Source organism: Synechococcus sp. H55.7, from assembly GCF_047462395.1.
GTDB lineage: Bacteria > Cyanobacteriota > Cyanobacteriia > Thermostichales > Thermostichaceae > Thermostichus.
The window spans coordinates 1-17,863 of record NZ_JANSJD010000019.1 but is presented as its reverse complement, the minus strand read 5'-3'; the positions used below and the strand labels follow the sequence as shown (position 1 = coordinate 17,863).

General features: G+C 58.4%; 18 protein-coding genes. 12 read left to right on the top strand and 6 right to left on the bottom strand.

What is annotated here, in order from left to right; translation table 11 throughout:
• Positions 1-144 precede the first annotated feature (144 nt).
• The 4 genes from NW851_RS10095 (at position 145) to NW851_RS10080 (ending at position 2,940) form a co-directional block, all read left to right on the top strand.
• The gene (locus NW851_RS10095) at positions 145-1,173 is read left to right on the top strand and encodes a rod shape-determining protein (RefSeq protein WP_414332942.1); all 1,029 of its coding nucleotides are present in this window, start codon (positions 145-147) and stop codon (positions 1,171-1,173) included.
• Between the two features lie 121 nt (positions 1,174-1,294).
• On the top strand, positions 1,295-1,984 hold the full coding sequence (gene mreC / locus NW851_RS10090) for a rod shape-determining protein MreC (RefSeq protein WP_414338212.1): 690 nt from the start codon (positions 1,295-1,297) through the stop codon (positions 1,982-1,984).
• Positions 1,985-2,009: 25 nt separating this feature from the next.
• On the top strand, positions 2,010-2,594 hold the full coding sequence (gene mreD, locus NW851_RS10085) for a rod shape-determining protein MreD (protein WP_414338209.1): 585 nt from the start codon (positions 2,010-2,012) through the stop codon (positions 2,592-2,594).
• Between the two features lie 118 nt (positions 2,595-2,712).
• Complete coding sequence (locus tag NW851_RS10080) at positions 2,713-2,940, top strand: indolepyruvate ferredoxin oxidoreductase subunit alpha (protein ID WP_414332947.1); 228 nt, start codon at positions 2,713-2,715, stop codon at positions 2,938-2,940.
• Positions 2,941-2,984: 44 nt separating this feature from the next.
• On the opposite strand, the gene NW851_RS10075 is transcribed toward NW851_RS10080, so the two are convergent.
• Positions 2,985-3,509, bottom strand: a complete 525-nt coding sequence (locus NW851_RS10075) for a YIP1 family protein (protein WP_414332949.1) — start codon at positions 3,507-3,509, stop codon at positions 2,985-2,987.
• Positions 3,510-4,048: 539 nt separating this feature from the next.
• Positions 4,049-5,968, bottom strand: a complete 1,920-nt coding sequence (locus NW851_RS10070) for a protein kinase domain-containing protein (protein WP_414335747.1) — start codon at positions 5,966-5,968, stop codon at positions 4,049-4,051.
• A 141-nt stretch (positions 5,969-6,109) separates the two neighbouring features.
• Here NW851_RS10070 and NW851_RS10065 point away from each other — a divergent pair, with 141 nt between their 5' ends.
• Positions 6,110-6,967: an inositol monophosphatase family protein gene (locus NW851_RS10065; RefSeq protein WP_414338206.1), complete on the top strand. Its 858-nt coding sequence runs from the start codon at positions 6,110-6,112 to the stop codon at positions 6,965-6,967.
• Here the strand turns inward: NW851_RS10065 and NW851_RS10060 are convergent.
• Together NW851_RS10060 and hemE are read right to left on the bottom strand one after the other, a co-directional pair.
• A complete protein-coding gene (locus NW851_RS10060; protein WP_414338203.1) occupies positions 6,922-7,905 on the bottom strand; it encodes a glycosyltransferase family 2 protein in 984 nt (327 codons plus the stop codon). The genes NW851_RS10065 and NW851_RS10060 overlap by 46 nt on opposite strands.
• Before the next feature lie 61 nt (positions 7,906-7,966).
• Positions 7,967-9,034, bottom strand: a complete 1,068-nt coding sequence (gene hemE, locus NW851_RS10055) for a uroporphyrinogen decarboxylase (RefSeq protein WP_414335752.1) — start codon at positions 9,032-9,034, stop codon at positions 7,967-7,969.
• 230 nt (positions 9,035-9,264) lie between these two features.
• Between hemE and crtE the strand changes: the two genes are divergently transcribed.
• The 3 genes from crtE (at position 9,265) to NW851_RS10040 (ending at position 11,345) form a co-directional block, all read left to right on the top strand.
• Positions 9,265-10,158: a geranylgeranyl diphosphate synthase CrtE gene (gene crtE / locus NW851_RS10050; RefSeq protein WP_414338201.1), complete on the top strand. Its 894-nt coding sequence runs from the start codon at positions 9,265-9,267 to the stop codon at positions 10,156-10,158.
• Between the two features lie 83 nt (positions 10,159-10,241).
• Positions 10,242-10,703: a divergent PAP2 family protein gene (locus NW851_RS10045; RefSeq protein WP_414335755.1), complete on the top strand. Its 462-nt coding sequence runs from the start codon at positions 10,242-10,244 to the stop codon at positions 10,701-10,703.
• A gap of 42 nt (positions 10,704-10,745) precedes the next feature.
• Complete coding sequence (locus NW851_RS10040) at positions 10,746-11,345, top strand: hypothetical protein (RefSeq protein ID WP_414335757.1); 600 nt, start codon at positions 10,746-10,748, stop codon at positions 11,343-11,345.
• A 358-nt stretch (positions 11,346-11,703) separates the two neighbouring features.
• On the opposite strand, the gene surE is transcribed toward NW851_RS10040, so the two are convergent.
• Entirely contained in the window at positions 11,704-12,483 is a 780-nt protein-coding gene (gene surE, locus NW851_RS10035) for a 5'/3'-nucleotidase SurE (protein WP_414335882.1), read from the bottom strand.
• Positions 12,484-12,827: 344 nt separating this feature from the next.
• On the opposite strand from surE, the gene NW851_RS10030 reads away from it, so the two are divergent.
• Together NW851_RS10030 and NW851_RS10025 are read left to right on the top strand one after the other, a co-directional pair.
• Entirely contained in the window at positions 12,828-13,493 is a 666-nt protein-coding gene (locus tag NW851_RS10030) for a Crp/Fnr family transcriptional regulator (RefSeq protein WP_414335883.1), read from the top strand.
• Positions 13,494-13,496: 3 nt separating this feature from the next.
• A complete protein-coding gene (locus NW851_RS10025) occupies positions 13,497-14,366 on the top strand; it encodes an alpha/beta fold hydrolase (RefSeq protein ID WP_414338197.1) in 870 nt (289 codons plus the stop codon).
• On the opposite strand, the gene NW851_RS10020 is transcribed toward NW851_RS10025, so the two are convergent.
• Positions 14,306-14,908 (bottom strand): DUF2518 family protein, encoded by a 603-nt coding sequence (locus NW851_RS10020; RefSeq protein ID WP_414338194.1) that lies wholly within the window; start codon positions 14,906-14,908, stop codon positions 14,306-14,308. The genes NW851_RS10025 and NW851_RS10020 overlap by 61 nt on opposite strands.
• A 337-nt stretch (positions 14,909-15,245) precedes the next feature.
• On the opposite strand from NW851_RS10020, the gene NW851_RS10015 reads away from it, so the two are divergent.
• Positions 15,246-15,740: a dynamin family protein gene (locus tag NW851_RS10015; protein ID WP_414338191.1), complete on the top strand. Its 495-nt coding sequence runs from the start codon at positions 15,246-15,248 to the stop codon at positions 15,738-15,740.
• Between the two features lie 25 nt (positions 15,741-15,765).
• Positions 15,766-17,646 (top strand): hypothetical protein, encoded by a 1,881-nt coding sequence (locus NW851_RS10010; protein ID WP_414338188.1) that lies wholly within the window; start codon positions 15,766-15,768, stop codon positions 17,644-17,646.
• Positions 17,647-17,863 lie beyond the last annotated feature (217 nt).

Here is a 17,863-nt window from a genome sequence, read left to right as displayed (position 1 = left end):
AAGCACTTTATAGCTTAAACGGCAGGAAGCGCGGCCCCCCGCCCCTTAGAAGAGTGGGTGTCAGGGAGATTCTCCTACGGAACTGAACTATAGTAGGTACCAGAGCTTGCTGGTTCTTCCCAATAAAGACTGGAGCAACTGACCGTGGGGCTATTCAGCCGATTTTCCCGTGACATGGGCATTGATTTGGGCACTGCCAACACGCTGGTCTACGTGGCTGGGCGAGGCATTGTCCTACAAGAGCCCTCTGTGGTCGCCATCGACCAAAACACCAAGCAACCCCTGGCCGTGGGGGAAGATGCCAAAAAAATGTTGGGCCGTACTCCGGGCAACATTGTGGCGGTGCGCCCTCTGCGAGATGGGGTGATCGCCGACTTTGACACGGCGGAGATGATGCTCAAACACTTCATCCATCGCGTGCACGAGGGCCGCTACCTGATTGCTCCGCGCATTGTGATCGGGATCCCCAGCGGCGTAACCGGTGTGGAGCGACGGGCGGTAATGGAAGCGGCCCTGCAAGCCGGCTCGCGGGAGGTGTATTTGGTGGACGAGCCGGTGGCAGCAGCGATCGGGGCCGGCCTGCCGGTGCAAGAGCCCACCGGGAACATGATCATCGACATCGGCGGCGGCACCACCGAGGTGGCTGTCCTGAGTTTACAGGGGATCGTGCTGAGCGAGTCGGTGCGAGTGGCGGGAGATGAGCTGAGCGAAGCCATCATCCAGTACATGAAAAAAGTTCACAACCTCACCATTGGGGAGCGCACCGCTGAAGAGATCAAGATTCAGATCGGCTCTGCTTACCCGATTCAAGAGGAGCTGAGCATGGAAGTGCGCGGGTTACACCTGCTCTCCGGCCTGCCCCGGACCGTCACGGTGAAAAGCACCGAGATTCGCGAGAGCATGGCCGAGCCCCTCTCGGTGATCGTGGAAGCCATTAAGCGCACCCTGGAGCGCACGCCGCCGGAGTTGGCCGCCGACATCATCGACCGCGGCATCATGTTGGCCGGAGGGGGAGCGTTGCTCAAGGGCCTGGATGCTCTGATCAGCCATGAAACCGGCATCCTAGTTCACATCGCCCCCGATCCCCTCAGTTGTGTGGTGCTGGGTACTGGGCGGGTTTTGGAGGATTTTAAAACCTTGGGTCGAGTGTTGAGCGGCAGCTTCAAGGGCTAGAGGAGTTTTTCCCATCCCTGATTTGAGGTGTGAGTCGAGTGGGTCAGAGAGGAATCGCTTGAATCGGCTACGCCAATGGTGGAGGCGCCATGGTTTGGGGCTGCTCCTGTCTGCTCTAGCGATGGGGGCTGCATTAGGACTGCGCCAAACCCAAGGATCCCTGTTGGTGGAGTTGTACACTTGGATCACTGCCCCGGCCCGTCCGCCTGTGGATCCCGCCGCGGTGCTCAGCCAGGCTGCCACCCGTGAGCTGCAAGCCCTGGTAGCCGAGTTGCAGTACCAAAATCGCGAGCTGAAGCGGCTGCTGCAATTTACCGAGCAAATGCCCCAAGCGGGGATCCCGGCAGCCGTGGTGGGCCGCAGCGCCGATCACTGGTGGCAACAGCTCACCCTCAACCGTGGCAGCCGGCACGGAGTCAGGGTGGGAGATGTGGTCATGGCGCCGGGCGGGTTGATCGGGCGAGTCGAGTCGGTTACTCCCAATACCAGCCGGGTGCTCCTGATCAGCGATCCCACCAGCCGTGTCGGTGTGATGTTGAGTCGCAGCCGATACATGGGCATCTTGCGAGGTACGGGCACCCAAAGCGCTGTTTTGGACTTTTTCGACAAGGCTCCCAAAGTCGAGGTGGGGGATGTGGTGGTGACCTCGGGCCTCAGCAGCTTTTATCCAGCCGGGGTTGTGGTAGGAACGGTTCGAGCGGTCAACTTGGACGCCAGCCCTGCTCCTCAAGCCACTGTCGAACTGTCGGCGCCGCTGGGCCTCTTGCAATGGGCCTTGATCTACCGCTATGCGCAACCTTCTGCTTCTTAAGCTTGGGTCTTGCCTCAATTGGGTGGTGACTGCCCTCTCAGGGGTGCTGGCAGCGGTGGCCCCTTGGTGGCGAGGGCCGGGCTTGGAGCTGGCGGGCCTAACCCCCGATTGGCCCTTGATCTGGGTGGTGTGCTGGAGCGTGCGGCGCAAGGCTTGGCAGGGGGCTGTTGCCGGGATCACGCTGGGTTTTCTGCAAGATGCGCTGACCAGCCCTTGTCCTACCCATGCGCTGGGGCTGGCCGTAGTCGGGATCCTCACCGCCAAGTTGCAAAAACAACGCTACATGCAGGAAGACTTCATTTCGGTGGCCTTGATCGTCTTCGGTATGGTGGTGATCGCCGAAACCCTGATGGCGCTGCAATGGATGTGGCTCGTGGCCTCGCAGGGATCCGAGAATCTGGATCCAGCAGGAATGCAAACTTGGCTGGATGGATTGCAGTCTCTCAGCAGCACCGGCGGCGATGGCCCGCGTTCTCTGGAGAGCATCTGGTGGAACCATCAACGCAATGCCCTCACATCTGCCATTTTAAGTAGCCTGTGGGCACCTGCCCTCTATTGGCCCCTCAGCCGTTGGTGGCAATTTCAAGAGCGAGACCTAAGAGAGAGCTAGCTTCAGCTCCGACCCCCGTTTTCGCCTAAAATGACAAAGCCATCTGCGGCCCGCCGGCAATCTTGAGCCAACTGGCCGCATTGAGATTGGATGGATTCAAATTCAGTGGGAGGGATCCATGCCCCATACCATCGTCACCGACGTTTGCGAAGGCATTGCCGACTGTGTGGAGGCCTGCCCCGTCGCCTGCATTCACCCTGGCGACAGCAAAAATGCCAAAGGCACCGACTACTTCTGGATCGACTTTGCCGCCTGCATCGACTGTGGCATTTGCTTGCAGGTTTGCCCGGTAGAAGGCGCGATTTTGCCGGAGGAAAAGCCGCATCTGCAGCGAGTGCCCCGCTAGGCTGGTGGGCTGCTTCATTCTGCTTGCTAAGCTTTGATGGCCCTCTAGCCCAGAGAAGCCAAGGCCACAATGCCGCTGGTCAGCCAGCTCAGGGCCAGGATCCCTCCTAGGAAAGCCAAGGGGATCAGGCCCACCAGGCGCCACCACTCCAGATCCAGCGCCACCGCCGCCGCCCGCACCTGCCAAACCACAAACCACAGCAGTGCTGCAAAGCCCAGCAGGGATCCCGCCACGCCGCCCAAGGATTGGGCAGGCCCCAGTAGCAGCCACGGCAAACCGGCAAACCCCGTCAAGCACAGCAGCGCCGCAAAGGAAGGGGCGGCCCGCCCCAAGCAAAAGGCCAGCAACTGCAACAAAGCCGCCAAACCCACCCAGCCCAGGGATCCCATCAGTACCGCCAGTACCATGCTCGGCAGGCTTGCTCCGGAGCGGCGAATGACCTCCAGGATGTTAAGCAGCCCCACCACCCCAAAGGCTTGCCAGAGAACAGGCCGTTCCCGTAACGCCCGAAACGTGCGCTCCGGCAGAAACCAGGCGCCGTAGATGTTGTCTAACCAGGAATTGAGCATGGCCGGCAAAAAGTCAAGCTGCCTTTCATCTTAAGCCCTTGCTGAGCACTTGACAGGCACACCCCAAAAATGCGGTATGATCGACGAAGAATTCTGCGGCGTTGGTGACTGCCGTTATGTTTTTGCGATCGATACCCTTCGACAATTAGGATGGGAAGTGGATGTGAGAGCAGTAGGCCAAACTTGATTTGGAAACTATCGACAATCATCCCCGATATCCTACACTGGATTTTCCAGGTCGAAAACCACGGTAAAACGGCGCAACAGTATTCTCAAGAAGATCCTCGAAAGGGGATCTTTTTGCTGCTTGAAGGTTGCAGTTAAGTTTGTAGAGCCATTTCAAATGGCAATGAAACGTTTCTCTACGTCGTTATTGCCAGGCAAGGCTGTCCTATCCCTAACTCCCCTCTCCCTCTGGGAGAGGGGCTGGGGGTGAGGGCTGACTCCCTCTGGGAGAGGGGCTGGGGGTGAGGGAGCCATGCAAATGACCATCCAACTGGGGTTGTCTTTCGGGACGGGATCCCCTAAGAGGCTTGTTGTTAGTTTTGCACAGGCGGGACGCGGCGCAAGTTCAACAGCACCCTTGCGCTGAGGGGGCGGGTGTTGGCCAGTAGCCCCACGCTCAGCAGCAGCCAACGGTTCAAGGTGGTGCCGGCCAGCAGCCAAGCCATCAACAGGGCTGCCCCTCCCCCTTCTACCCCTGCCGCCAAGACCCAGGCCCAGGCGACTTTCCCGTGCCGGGACAGGAGGATCCCTTGCAATCCACCGACGCCAAGCCCCACCAGCAAGCCACGCAGCGGGCTGGCCATCGCCTGCAAGGCGTTCTGTGGCCAGGGATCCCTGGGATCGAAAGCGAAGGTTGCCACCCCCACCTGAGGGGCCAGGGTATCTGCTGCCACCCAGCCCAAAGCCGTGGCCAGTAGCGTAGCCGCCACCCACCGCCAAGAAACCTGCCGTCGCAATACCGCCCACTGGAGTAGCCCCATTCCCAAGCCAAGGCTGGCCCCAGCCACCGCTCCTTGGAGCGAACCCAAAGCAGCTAGGAGGGGAGCTGCCGCCCCCAGCCCCAGATAGCCAATCCCAGCCGCCGCCCAATTGGCCAGGAGCCAGACCAGGGCCAATCCTTTGCTCTGGCGGGGCTTGCCTGAGGTGGGGAGGGTGGGCTTCGGGTGGGGGCTAACCTGTTCCTGGCCGACCTGCTGTTCAACCTCGCGCAGGCCCTGTTCTGCCGAGGGGTTGCCCGGCTCCAGCCGCAGCACTCCTTGATAGTCCATCTGGGCAAGGCCCCAATGGCCCTGCCGCTGGTGGGCCAGGCCGCGGTACAGATAGTAGCGGGCTTCGTTGGGGGCGCTCTGGATCAGCTCGTTGAGCAGGTGGACGGCCATTTTGTATTCGCCTGCCTCGATCAAATGCACCGCCCGCTGGAGCTTTTCCGCCTCAGCTTCCGACGCAGCCGCCTGCTGGCCAAACCCCGCAGGGATCCGCTGAAGAGAAACCTGTTGAGGAGGAGCCGAGGAGGCGGGAGGCGGGATCTGATCCCCATAGACGGCTCGGAGCTGCTGGGCCAGCTCCTCCATGGTGGCCGGGCGAAGGGCAGGGTCTTTCTCCAAGCAGCGCAGCACCACCCTTGCCAGGGCCTCAGGGATGGGGTGGGGCAGCGGATGGTCTTGAAAGGGGCGGGGCTGTTGGAAGTTGTGGACGTGGTACCAGCCCTGCAGGGTGTCGGTCTCTGGCTCGAAGGGCAGGGCACCGGTTAACAGCTCGTACAGCACCACCCCCAGCGAATAGATGTCGGAGCGGGCATCCAGCTTCTCTCCCCGCATCTGCTCCGGGGAAGCATAGACCATCGTGCCCAAAAAATACCCGGTTTGCGTCAGGCCACGGGAGGTCTCCCCCATGAGCTTGGAAATGCCGAAGTCGAGGATCTTGACCCGTTCCTTGCCGTCGGGCCCTTTTTGCACAAAGATGTTGCTGGGCTTGATATCGCGGTGGATGACTCCTCGAATCGAGTGTTTGCCCAGATCCATGTGAAAGTTGTGGGCGTGGTGCAGGGCCGAGCAAATTTGCAATGCCAAGTTCACCACCCGCTCTGGGCGCAAGGGGCCTTCCCGTGCCAACACATAGTCCAACCCCTGGCCGGTGTAGGGTTGGGCATTCAGGTACTCCATCACCAGGTAGGGCTGGTTTTGGTAGAGGCCATAGGAGCGCACCTGCACAATGTTGGGGTGCTCGCCCAACAGAGCGCTGACCCTGGCCTCGTCCAGGAAGCGCTGCTGCAGTTGCTGGTAATACTCCGGCTCCATGTCTGGCGGCGGCGGGCGCAACAACTTGACGGCCACCGGCTCGTCATTCAACTGGGTATCCACCGCCTCGAACACATTGCCGTAGCCACCCTCGCTGATGTGGTGGGTCAGTCGGTAGCGGTTGCCGATCAGTTGTCCAATGAGGCGCTGGTTCATGGAGGAGGACGGCCAGCCGAGGAGAGGACTTACCTAAATGATTCTAGTCAGCTTGAGGGCGCAAGACCTGTTTGTGAGGGATCCGCTGCCATTGCCAACCTTTTTCGCCCCAAAAGCTGGGGATCCCGCTAGGATTGGGGCATGGGTGCTCTTTGTGAAACCGCCTCTCCCTCCCCCTTCTGGCTGGAGGTTACCGAGTTTGCCCTGCAGGCCACGGCAAGGGTCGGATCGCAGCTCTTGGCAGACTTTGGCCAGGCCTCCTCTACGGAAAAAGCGGACGGCAGCTTGGTAACCGCTTCTGACAAATGGGCAGATGACACCTTTCAAAAGGCAATTGCCGCGGCCTATCCGGCTCACGGCTACCTGAGCGAGGAGTCCAACCACATTTTCCCGGAGGAAGAGTGGTGCTGGGTGGTGGATCCCTTGGATGGCACCACCAATTTTGCCCGCGGGATCCCCATCTGGGGCAGCTCGCTGGCGCTGTTGCACTGGGGCGTGCCCGTGTTTGGCTGTGTGCATCTGCCGCCCATCCGCCAGACTTTTTACGGCTACTGGCCTCAGTTTGCGGGCGATGCGCCGGCAGGAGCTTTTCTCATCCGCCACGACCGGGATCCCGTTCTTCCTCAGCCCATCCACCCCAGCACCGCCCCACCCGGCCCCAACCAACTGTTTAATTTTTGCTCCCGCAGCAGCCACTGGATTAGCCCGCAATTTCCCTGCAAAGCGCGGATGTTGGGGGGCGCTACCTACAACCTGCTGGCGGTGGCCAGCGGCAGCCTTTTGGGAGCGGTAGAACGCTCACCCAAGATCTGGGATGTGGCGGCGGTGTGGGCCATCGTCAAGGGGGCCGGCGCCGTTTGGGAGCCCCTTGGCCTTGCTGACCCGGATCCCGGAAGGCCGTTGATCCCCGGCAAGGACTATGGCCGGCTGACCTATCCGACGCTGGTGAGCGCTCAGGACAGGTGGATCCCGCTATTTCGGGCTTTCATTGCTCTGTAGCTCTCGTAAACCGCCTGGACGTTGTACCAGTTGAGGAAGCAAACCCGACACAGCTCCAAGGCCAACTGCGAGCGGCCTTGCCGGATCAACCAGCGCAGCAGCGGCTCTAGCCGCTTCTCGTTCAGCCAGCCCCCCAGCGACAGCAGGCCCCATAGGCATTGATGCAGAGGCGTCAGTTGGATCATCAGGCGCACGGCCCAAGTGGGGTGCTTTTGGTAAAAGAGGATGCCCATGCGGCCCCGCTGCCGCTCCCGCTCGATGAGGGCTGGGATTTGCGCTAGCTCGAAGGGCGGATGCCAGTGGTAGCCGGTGGCCTGGGGGCACTTGACCAGGCGCAGGCCCAGGTGCTTCAGCCGCACCCCCAGCTCCAGGTCTTCCCAGCCGTAGAGGTGAAACCGCTCGTCAAAGGGGCCGGCAGGGGTTTCACAAGCCCGCTCCAGCCAATGGCGGGCGATGGCCACATTGCCGGTGGCAAAGAAGGCTGCCGAAAAATCGGTGGGCTTGAAGGGCTCGGAGCAGGGATCCTGGAAATTGCAGGTGTTGATCACCCGCCCATAAGTGAAGACCTTGGCTTCCTGGAGCGAACTGGGATCCCCCTTGACGCCGTGTCGCCGCAGCATCTGGGCATGAGCGGCCAAGAAATGATCCACCACCACCAGGTCGCTGTCGATAAAAACAATGATGGATCCCTGGGCATGGCGAAACCCCAGGTTGCGGGCGGCAGCAGGGCCGCGGTGTTCTTGGCACAAAAGCTTTATCGGCGGCAAATCTGGCGGCTGGCTCTGCAGCCATTCCACCGTGCCGTCGGTGGAGCCGTCGTCCACCACCACCACCTCGTAGCCGTCGTAGGGGCCAGGCTGCTGCTGGGCCAAAGCCTGCAGACATTTCTGCAAGATGGGACGGCGGTTGTAGGTGGGGATGATGACGCTGATGTACACCGGGGATCCCTGGCTCGTAAGGCAAACCCTACTCCTAGAGTCAAGGGGTTTTTCTATACGGCTAGAGAGCTTTGAGCAGCTCTGCCGATTGGCGCACCGTCTCGAAAAAGTGATGGACATTGGCCTCCGGAGTGGTGTGGTGCACGCCGTGGCCCAGGTTCATGATGTGGCCGCGGGGTCCCGCCTTTTGAATCACCTCCAGGGTGCGCTGCCGGATGAATTCCGGGGATCCCAGCAACACCATCGGGTCGAGATTGCCCTGCACCGCCAGGGATCCCAGGCGGGCCCTGGCCTCGGCCATGTCGCTCATCCAATCGAGGCTGAAGACATCGATGCCAGCTTTGCCCACCCGCTCCAACAAAGCGGCGCTGCCGTTGATGTAGAGAATGAGCGGCACCTGCGGATACCGAGCTTTCACCTGATCCACAATTTGCTTTTGGTAGGGCAAGGCCCAAGCTTCGTAATCGCCGGGGCTGAGCTGGCCGGCCCAGGTGTCGAACAACTGCACCACCTGGGCACCGCACTCGATCTGGTAGATCACGTAGCGGGCAATGCTATCCGCCAGCTTGCTCAGCAACTGATGCAACATCTGCGGCTGAGTGAAGGCCAGGCTCTTGATATGGGCATAGTCTTTGGAGCTGCGGCCCTCTACGGCGTAGCAGGCCAAGGTCCAAGGGGAGCCGACAAAGCCCAGCAGCGTTGCCTTCCCTTCCACCTCGCGGCGCAAGGTGCTGAGTATGGTCTTGATAAAGGGCAGGCTTTCTTCCGGCTCTAAGAGACGGATTTGGTCGATTTGGGCCTGGGAGCGGATTGGCGGGTCGATGATCGGCCCCTGCTGCTCCACCAGCTCAAAGGGGATCCCCATGCCCTCAAGGGGGGTGAGGATGTCGCTGAACATAATGACGCCGTCGGGGGCAAAGGCGCGAAACGGCTGCAACGAGATCTCAATCGCCAGCTCCGGGATCTCGCAGCGCTGCTTGAAGGTGTATTTGCTCTGCAGCTCACGGTAGACTGCCATGTAGCGCCCCGCCTGGCGCATCATCCAAACCGGAGGACGATCCAGCACCTCCCCACGGGCCGCCCGCAGCAGACGGTCGCCATCGCCAAGCTGAGCAGATGAGTGGGACATAAGAAGACCAAGCCGGCTGAAGATCCTTAATGCATCCTGACATTGGGGGGACGGCTAGCGCAAGCTTGCGGATCCCCTATGCCGCCGCGTGCAGGGTATCAAGATAGAGTTTTAGCGGCTCAAGCAGGGATCCCGACCTGGAGTGGACATGAGATAATGTCGGCTTGCAAGCCTGTTGTAGAACTACTCGACAGGGATCCCCCCATTGCCGAGTTGAGAGGAAACCCCGCTTGGTTGCCCAAACCTTTGACCTGAAAGTCTATCTGAGCCGGCGTCAGCAACAGGTGGAAGAGGCGCTTTCTGCAGCTCTGGTTCCCGCCTATCCGGAGCGCATTTACGAGGCGATGCGCTACAGCCTGCTGGCGGGGGGAAAACGCCTGAGGCCGATCCTCTGTCTGGCGGCCTGTGAGTTGGCCGGCGGCTCCGTGGAGCAGGCCCTGCCCACTGCCTGCGCCCTAGAGATGATCCACACCATGTCGCTGATCCATGACGACCTGCCGGCCATGGACAACGACGATTTTCGCCGCGGCAAACCCACCAACCATAAGATGTTCGGCGAAGACATTGCCATCTTGGCGGGAGATGCGCTGCTGGCTTTTGCCTTTGAGCATATTGCCAGCCAAACTCAGGGGGTACCGCCACAGTTGGTGCTGCAAGTCATTGCCCGCATTGGCCACGCAGCGGCGGCAACCGGCTTGGTGGGGGGCCAGGTGGTGGATTTGGAGTCGGAGGGCAAAGCCATTTCCCTGGAAACTTTGGAGTACATCCACAGCCACAAGACGGGCGCTCTGCTGGAAGCCTCGGTGGTCTCAGGCGGGATCCTGGCAGGGGCTGATGAAGAGCTGCTGGCCCGCCTGGGCCACTACGCCCGCGACATTGGCTTGGCTTTTCAGATCGTGGACGACATTTTGGATATCACTGCCACCAGCGAGCAACTGGGCAAAACGGCAGGCAAGGATCAAGCTGCCGCCAAAGCCACCTACCCCAGCTTGTTGGGCCTAGAGGCTTCCCGGCAAAAAGCCGAGGAGCTGATCCAATCGGCCAAGGAGGCGTTGCGCCCCTACGGATCCCGGGCCGAGCCACTGTTGGCCCTGGCAGATTTCATCACTCGCCGTCAGCATTAGGACAGGACAAAAGGACAAGATTCAGATGGGATCCCTGTCCCCCTGTTAAAGACCCTGGTCGCGTTCTGGTGCCGGAGAGCTCTATGCTGCAACAGTTGATGGCCAACCACGTCCTCTGGGTTGCTCTGCTGGCCAGTGGTTTGGCCCAGGCCATGAAGCTGATCCTGGCCTATGTGCGGTCGGGCAAGCTCGACCTGCGGGTCTTGGTGGAGACGGGGGGGATGCCCAGCTCCCACGCGGCGCTGGTGACGGCTTTGTCGGTGGGGGTGGGGATCCAGGAAGGCTGGGACAGCCTGCTGTTTGCGGCGACGGTGGTTTTTGCTTTGGTGGTGATGTACGATGCTGCTGGGATCCGCCAGGCCGCCGGCAAGCAGGCGCGGGTGCTGAACCGTCTCCTGGAAGAATGGTTTGAAGAGAAGGGCGCCGATCGTTTCCAAGAACCTTACCTGAAGGAGTTGCTGGGCCACACGCCTGTTCAGGTTATTGCCGGTGCTGCTTTGGGAGCAGCGTGTATCACCTTGTCGTTTGCCCTGGGAGTCAACTGACGACAATTGGGGCATGCTAGAGCAGAAGGAGTGCGGATGGTCATGAGTTCTCAACCGCGTCCGATCCAGCGTTGCCCCGCCTGTGGCAAGCCGATCCCGGCCTATCGATATAAGTCCCCCTACTGCGACCACTGCGGCTGGCGGGCGGCCTCAGCCGGAAAAGGTGGATCTGGGGGCCAGAGAGTCAGAGCTCAGGGGAATAGGATTCAACAACACCTGCAGCGCCTCAGCCTGCCCCCTCTGTTGCAGCCGCTGTTGAAGTTCGACTTTTACCTCTATCTGGGCTGGGGGATCAGCCCTCTGTTTCCGCTGGTGGTGGAGCGACCGCTGCTGGCCGAATCCAATTACCTGTTGTTGATCCCCCTTCTGTTGAGCTGGGGGCTGCTCTATCTGGCGGTGCGGGATCTGCCCCTGCCCCAGGACTTGCGGCTGCCGCGGCTGCTGTTGGATGTGGCGTTTATCCTGCTGCCCTTCTTCCAAAAAATCAACGTCTCCAAAGCCCCCAACCGACCCTACTGGAATGCCCTGCTCATCTGGGTCATCGGGATTTTGCTGGCTGCTGCCTTGTGGCTGTGGAGCTTCAGCCTGCTCTTGACGGCGGTGACGTTGCTGTTGACCAGCTTCTGCACGCTGCTGTTCTAGCCGAGATGGTTGACAAACACTCCAGCCTTCCATGAGCACTCCTGCATAGGCAAAACACGCAGCTCAGCTTTGACACTCCCGCTGACTATCGCAACCCTTGCATGGGAGTTCTGTAGCCAAGCGGGATCCTACCTACGCAAGAGATAGTCCTTTCAAACAGCAATGAAACGTTTCTCTATGTCATTATTGCTACGCAACGCTGTCGCGAACGCGCCGCTCTAACTCCCCTCTCCCTCAGGGAGAGGGGTTGGGGGTGAGGGGCTGGCAGCAAAGTGTCTTAATCTTGTTTGAAACGACTATTACAGTAGAGAAGTAGACAACGCTGGAAGAAGCTGTATGCGGCTCACCAGCTTGCAACTCAGGAGCCAAAGGCCGAGATTCCCCACCGCTGCAAGCTGTCGAAGGCGGTGTAGGCCGTCAGATCCGGCTGCAGGGGCGTAATCGACACATACCCTTGGGCAACCGCCTGCACGTCGGAACAGGGATCCACTCCCTCTTCCACCACTTCCCCCGCCAGCCAGTAGTAGGCCTTGCCGCGCGGATCCAGCCGCTTTTCGTAGATATCGGTGTACTTGCGCCAGGCCAGGCGGGCCAAGACCATGCCGCGTATCTCCGTCAGCGCCACCGGTGGGACATTGATGTTCAACAGCAGCGGCTTCTCTAGGGGCTTCAGGCTCAGCTTCTCCAGCAGCGTCAGCACCACCTGGGCCGCCGGCTGAAAATCCTGGTGGGTAAAGCTGGCCAGGCTCACCGCCAGGCTGGGGATCCCTTCCAATAGCCCTTCCATGGCCGCTGAGACGGTGCCGGAGTAGAGCACATCGGTGCCCAGATTGGCTCCCTGATTGATGCCGGAAATCACCCAATCGGGAGGATAATCCAATAGCCCGTCCAGACCCAGCTTGACACAGTCGGAAGGTGTGCCCGAACAGGCCCAGGCTTGCACCTCTGGCGGAAACCCCTCCCGCACCGGATCCACCCGCAGCGGTTTGTGCAACGTCAAGGCGTGGCCGGTGGCCGAGCGCTCCCGATCCGGACAGACTACTGTCACCTGGTGTCCGCCCATCTGAGCCAGCGCTGCCGCTAAACACCGCACCCCTGCCGCCTGGATGCCGTCATCGTTGCTAACGAGAATGTTCATCGGTGCCACTCCTCACCGCGTCCAAGCAACCCGGCTGCCCCTACTATGCTATCTGCTGCTGGGCCCACAGCCGGCCAGGAGCCAGGAAAAAACGAAGAGTGCGGCTTCTGTATGTTACCATTAGACGTAGCCTTATAAACAACATCCGTATAACCACGGTGTTGCTCCATAAATCTTGAGTGTCATTATGAAGCTAAGGTAAAGCTACTACCGAAGCTCCCTTCCTCTTGGTTTATCCTTCCGTTAGGGTCTGGCCTTTTCTTTACAAACTCTTTTGATGGCTCGATGGAGCGGAAGAGGCGGCAAAGTTCACCTAGTTACTCAATTGACAGGAAGCCTATCCCATGTCCCTAGTTTCCATCACATCGGCAGCGGAGGCTCAGGAATGGCGGGAGCTCTGCCAGTGGGCCGAGGAGCACTACCGCTGTCGCACTTTTCCCAAGGATGTGCGCATCCCCACCCGTCCGGGCCTGGTCTACATCCCCCAAGAAGGCGTGGTGCGCCTAGTTAGCCAAACGCCGGAGCGGCGGGAGGTTTTTGTCGGGTTTATCACACCCGGCGTGCCCTTTGAGCTGAGCAACCCGGAGCGCTTTGAGCTAAAAGCTTGCACCCATGTCGATCGCACCACGGTAATGTGGTTTTACTGGCAGGATCTGGAGCAGTGGCCCTACTTGCACCAGAAAATTCAAGAAAGCTTCCGCCAGCAACTGCAACGCAAGCTGCTCTGGCTAGGCAACTTGGGCCAACGGCGTGCCATTGACCGCCTCAAGGGGTTCCTAACGCTGTTGATTGAAGAGTACGGGCAGCCCTGTGAGCAGGGGATGTACCTTCCCTGGACTCTGACCCACGCCCAGATTGGGGACGCCATTGGGGCTACGCGCGTAACGGTCACTCGCCTGCTGGGATCCCTGCGCTCGAAAGGGTTTGTGCAGGTGCTGGATCAAAACTTAATTTGCCTTCCCAACGGGGTGAAGCTGCAGTCCGTGCCCAAAAAGGCGGCTAGCGCCTAAGCTATGGGCCTGCAGCTCTACTACCGTGCCTGGGGCAAAGGGATCCCTTCCCTGCCCATCCTGCTGCTCCACGGCCATCCGGGCAATGCTGACTGCATGGAAGTTTTTGCTGAGGCGGTGGCGGGGATGCACCCCTGTGTGGCGCCGAATCTGCGCGGCTATGGGCGTTCGCAGCTACGGGATCCCTTTGAGATGGCAACTCACCTAGAGGACTTGCAGGAGCTGCTGGATTGCCTGGGCTGGCAGGAGTGTCTGGTGTTGGGCTGGTCGTTGGGTGGGATCCTGGCCCTGGAGTTGGCCTTGCGCCTGCCGCAGCGGGTCAAGGGCTTGGTTTTGGTAGCCAGCGCCGCCTGTCCTCGTAGCAACCATCCCCCCATCACCGTTTGGGATCAGCTTAACACCGGCATTGCTTCGCTGCTCAACTGGCTTTGGCCCGGCTGGAGTTGGAACATCGACACCTTTGGCCGCCGCTCTCTCTACCGCTACCTCATCCAGCAACACACCCCAACCGCCTATCGCTATCTGGCCCAGGCAGCTTTGCCTGCCTATCTGCACACCTCTCACCAAGCCCGCCGCGCTTTGCGCACCGCCCTGCAACAGGGCTACAACCGTGAGGGGGAGCTGCAGCACCTGCGCCTACCTGTGTTGCTCCTGGCCGGCGAGCGGGATCGCCACATCACCGCCGCTAGCAGCTTGGCCACCGCCCGCCTTCTACCCCAGTGCACCTGCATTGTCTATCCCGATGTGGCCCACCTCTTCCCGTGGGAGATCCCTGAACAGGTAGGACGGGATCTGCGTTGCTGGCTCAGAGTTCAAGAGTGGGCCGAGGGGGACTCTTCCAACCCACCCTCAGCGGAAGAAGCCGCAGCCTGAACCTGGACCAACTTGCGCAGCCGGGCAAAGGCTTCTTCCTCCAGCCGGATCTGCTGCTGCTGCTGTTCTTCCGGGGTGCGCAGGCGTTTTCCCAGCGGCTGTTGCAGCGTGCCCAAAAGTAAGGGCTCGGAGACCCCCGGTTCAGGGTGGATGACGGTGCGGGCCTGCAGGGTAAATACCGGCGAGCCGGTGGAGAAGCGACCGGAGGACGCCAAATCGCTGGCCGCCTGCTTCAGCGTGAGGATCAGGTGCTCTGGGGTAATGTCCGGGCTGACGGCGATGACCGCCCGCTCTGCCCCTTGGTCATAGACCGTGGTGTAGGGGGCAGCGCCGGGAATGCGGGAGCGAAAGATCGGCCCTAAACTGAGGGCAAAACAGCCCGCCGTCAAAACCAGGGTGAAGGCCGTGTAGCCCACCAGCGAAAACTTCCAAGGCCAGTTGCGGATCCAGGCCAGCAGGGTAAGCAGAGCCAGCAGACCCGCCACCCCCAGCCCCACCTGGGTGGCAGAGGCGAAGAAAGATTGCAAGGATCCATCCATCATTTACAGGGAGAAGGAGTTCGGACTCAGCAGTCTCATCTTAAGCAATCTGGCAATCCTCTCAACTGCTTGCTGGCTCTAGCCGGGAGGAGATAGGCTTGCGACTCCATCTGCCAAACCAGCTCTCGCTGATCCCAGAAGTGCCGGCAGCTCTGTGCCTTTTAGAACTGTTTTTTATGCTACTGAATGAGCATTGCTGGCAAGAAGAACGCTGAAAACAATGCGAAGGAAACGAACGACGGTATCAGCAAGATGGATATAATGCCAGCGAAGCGGCTTGAGAACTGTTGGCATGTCATCTTCAACCCTATCTGATGGAGCGCATCACCGGCTTGATTCTATGGATCCCTCGGTAGCTTTGCAGACCGCGAGAGACTCACTATTTGACCTCGGCAACCTCACCGCTGGGATCGTTAACGAATACCACGAGGTAGTCAGCAACTCCGTGCTGCTGGAGAAGCTGGAGGACTTTCGGGTTGTCTACGAAGAGGCCGTTGCCCGCCTACGGAAGCCCTCCTTCCGGATTGCCACCATTGGCACCACCTCTTCAGGTAAGTCCACCATTGTCAACGCTCTCATTGGTCGGAAAATCGCGCCTATCGAGGCGCAGGAGATGAGCGCCGGGATCCTGCGGATTAGGCACGGCGAGCGGAGCAAGTTAGTTATCCACAATACAGAAGGAGCCACCTGGGAATGCGGCACGTGGGAAGACCTGAGGGACGAAGAGATCTACAGCAGGCTCAAGCTGACAATGGAGGCTTACCACCAAGAGCGGCGAAAGAAGAGGAAGAAGGAAGATAAAACCGAGGTAGTCATCTCTATTAAACCTGCCTGAGGGCTTACAGGTTGAGATTTATGACTTGCCTGGCCTGAACTCAATCCAAGATAGAACAAGCCTCAGGATCATCCAAGAGCATGTCAGCAAGTGTTTTAGCCTTGTTGCACTGGATTACTCTCAGACAGATTGGCAAAGACGAGAAGCCCTCTTGAGAGAGCTAAAAGATGTTGTGGAGTTTCTCCGAGGTCAAACCAGCTTGATGATTTTCTTGCTCAATAGGGTTGACATGCGAAATCAAACCGACAACCCTCTAGAGCAAAAGGTCGAGGAGCTGAGAGAGGAAATTAAGGAGATTCTGGATCTTCCAGAGCTGCCTTTTATCATTCCGCTCTCTGCTAAGGCGCTCTTCTATGCCCAATGTGCCTGGGGAGCCAACTCTTCCGAAGGATCGGATGTGGATCCCAGTACTAAACAATGGATGCTCAGCGCTCTTTTTGAAGACTGTGCTAATCTCATCAAGGCTTCTACAAGAGGTGATAGGGAGCTGAAGTCTTGGATAGCAGACCTTGAAAACAAAGTCGAGGAAGGGCAGGCAATATCTGACAATGACACTAGGCTCTTGCTTGGCTACATCCGAGAGTGGAGCGGCGGCAACTTGCTATGGAGAGCATTGCGAGAAAGGATTCAAGCAGACACTGCAAGAGTTGTTATTCTCCCGGCAGTGCTACAAGTGATCAACTCAGCTAGAGAGATTAGCAGTGCCCTAGATGTCATAATCAATACAAGACAAATTCAGACGCTAGAGGAAGTAGATAGGCAAAGAAAATATATTCAAGAGAAACAAGAGCAATGCAAGGAAGCAATCAATCAAGTTGCCCAATCGTTTATCGATGACATTACAGACTTACTCAACCAAGTTGCCAGTGCTAGTGGCACTCCTGAGTCCCTATCAAAGCTTGAGGAGGAAGCCAGAAAGAAGGGCTGGCAGGGGTTTCCCGATTTTATTGACTTTGTGGACGAGCAAGTTAAAGATTTGATTAATAAAATCATTGCTCCAGTTCGAGATGCACTCAAGCAAGAAATTGGTGTTTATCCGCTAGAAGATTCTCTGAAAGAAGTGATCCCTGCTCACATTGCCAACCTCGTTGCTAGATCTTGCGACATGACACTCAGAACGTTGAGGGATTGTGAGTGTCAGGGAGACAGCCTGATTCTGAGAGTACCTGTTGAGGAGAAAACCAAAAAGCCTCATGAGAAGATAGAAAGAGCTGAGCGCGCTGTTTTAGCTCTCTACCAATCGGTTAGGGACGCTCTCGAACATAGGGCCGAGTTTCTGTTACAGGCGAAGGCTCAAACTTTTGAGAGATTTGCGAACTCATTGATCTCTCAGCTTATTGCAAACCTTATTGGAGCCGTTGAAGAAATCCTCACAGTCTCTGAGGAAGATAAGCTAGGGATCCAGGAATTGATTCAAACTGGCGTTAAGCTGAGAAGCGAGCCCTTGCGCCTTACGCAAGATGTCTTTCTCTTTAATAAAAGAGCAAAGATAGAGACTACAAAGAAGGACAAAACTACAATAGTCGAGGAGCCTAGATCTTGCTTTGGAGGCAAGGAGTACAAGATAGCTAAAGTTGGGACGGAGTTCTATCAACAGCTAATTGTACCCAGCTTCGATAAGATGGCTGAGGAGTGGTCAAGCGGAGCAGATGCTGGTAAGCGAAAATTGTGGCAAGTTCTGAAAGAATGGATCATAGGTTACATGGAAGAACTAAGAGAGGCTACTCAAAAATTGGTTAGAAAAGCACTTGACCTTTCTATGGGTGAGCTAGATGAGCAAAGAAGGCGGATTGAAGAGAACTTTAACCAAGCAGTAGCTATAGCCGAAGATCTGGAGAATAGGAAGAATGCAATTGAAAGTTTTGTTCAATCTTTGTCTTGCTTAGGGAGTGGGAATGATGAGTGAGAATAACAAAGAGTAGGGAGAGCTTCTTGCTAAATTAGCTGCTGTAGGACTTGGAGCTATCGCTGGTGGTGCTATTGGAGGACCAATAGGGGCTGCTGTTGGAGCAGCTACAGCCTGTTAATTTAAAATAGGGTACAGGTTTCAAGAGGAAGGAGAGAAGGGAATGCCAACCCATTCTTTGGATCTAAGGCAAAGAGTTGTAGCAGCTTATCAGGCA

Coding starts and splice junctions, on each gene's coding strand:
- mreC (WP_414338212.1), top strand. CDS start 1,295: ATGGGGGCTGCATTAGGACTGCGCCAAACCCAAGGATCCCTGTTGGTG.
- NW851_RS10080 (WP_414332947.1), top strand. CDS start 2,713: ATGCCCCATACCATCGTCACCGACGTTTGCGAAGGCATTGCCGACTGT.
- NW851_RS10075 (WP_414332949.1), bottom strand. CDS start 3,509: ATGCTCAATTCCTGGTTAGACAACATCTACGGCGCCTGGTTTCTGCCG.
- NW851_RS10070 (WP_414335747.1), bottom strand. CDS start 5,968: ATGAACCAGCGCCTCATTGGACAACTGATCGGCAACCGCTACCGACTG.
- NW851_RS10065 (WP_414338206.1), top strand. CDS start 6,110: ATGGGTGCTCTTTGTGAAACCGCCTCTCCCTCCCCCTTCTGGCTGGAG.
- hemE (WP_414335752.1), bottom strand. CDS start 9,034: ATGTCCCACTCATCTGCTCAGCTTGGCGATGGCGACCGTCTGCTGCGG.
- NW851_RS10045 (WP_414335755.1), top strand. CDS start 10,242: ATGCTGCAACAGTTGATGGCCAACCACGTCCTCTGGGTTGCTCTGCTG.
- NW851_RS10040 (WP_414335757.1), top strand. CDS start 10,746: ATGAGTTCTCAACCGCGTCCGATCCAGCGTTGCCCCGCCTGTGGCAAG.
- surE (WP_414335882.1), bottom strand. CDS start 12,483: ATGAACATTCTCGTTAGCAACGATGACGGCATCCAGGCGGCAGGGGTG.
- NW851_RS10030 (WP_414335883.1), top strand. CDS start 12,828: ATGTCCCTAGTTTCCATCACATCGGCAGCGGAGGCTCAGGAATGGCGG.
- NW851_RS10025 (WP_414338197.1), top strand. CDS start 13,497: ATGGGCCTGCAGCTCTACTACCGTGCCTGGGGCAAAGGGATCCCTTCC.
- NW851_RS10020 (WP_414338194.1), bottom strand. CDS start 14,908: ATGATGGATGGATCCTTGCAATCTTTCTTCGCCTCTGCCACCCAGGTG.
- NW851_RS10015 (WP_414338191.1), top strand. CDS start 15,246: ATGGATCCCTCGGTAGCTTTGCAGACCGCGAGAGACTCACTATTTGAC.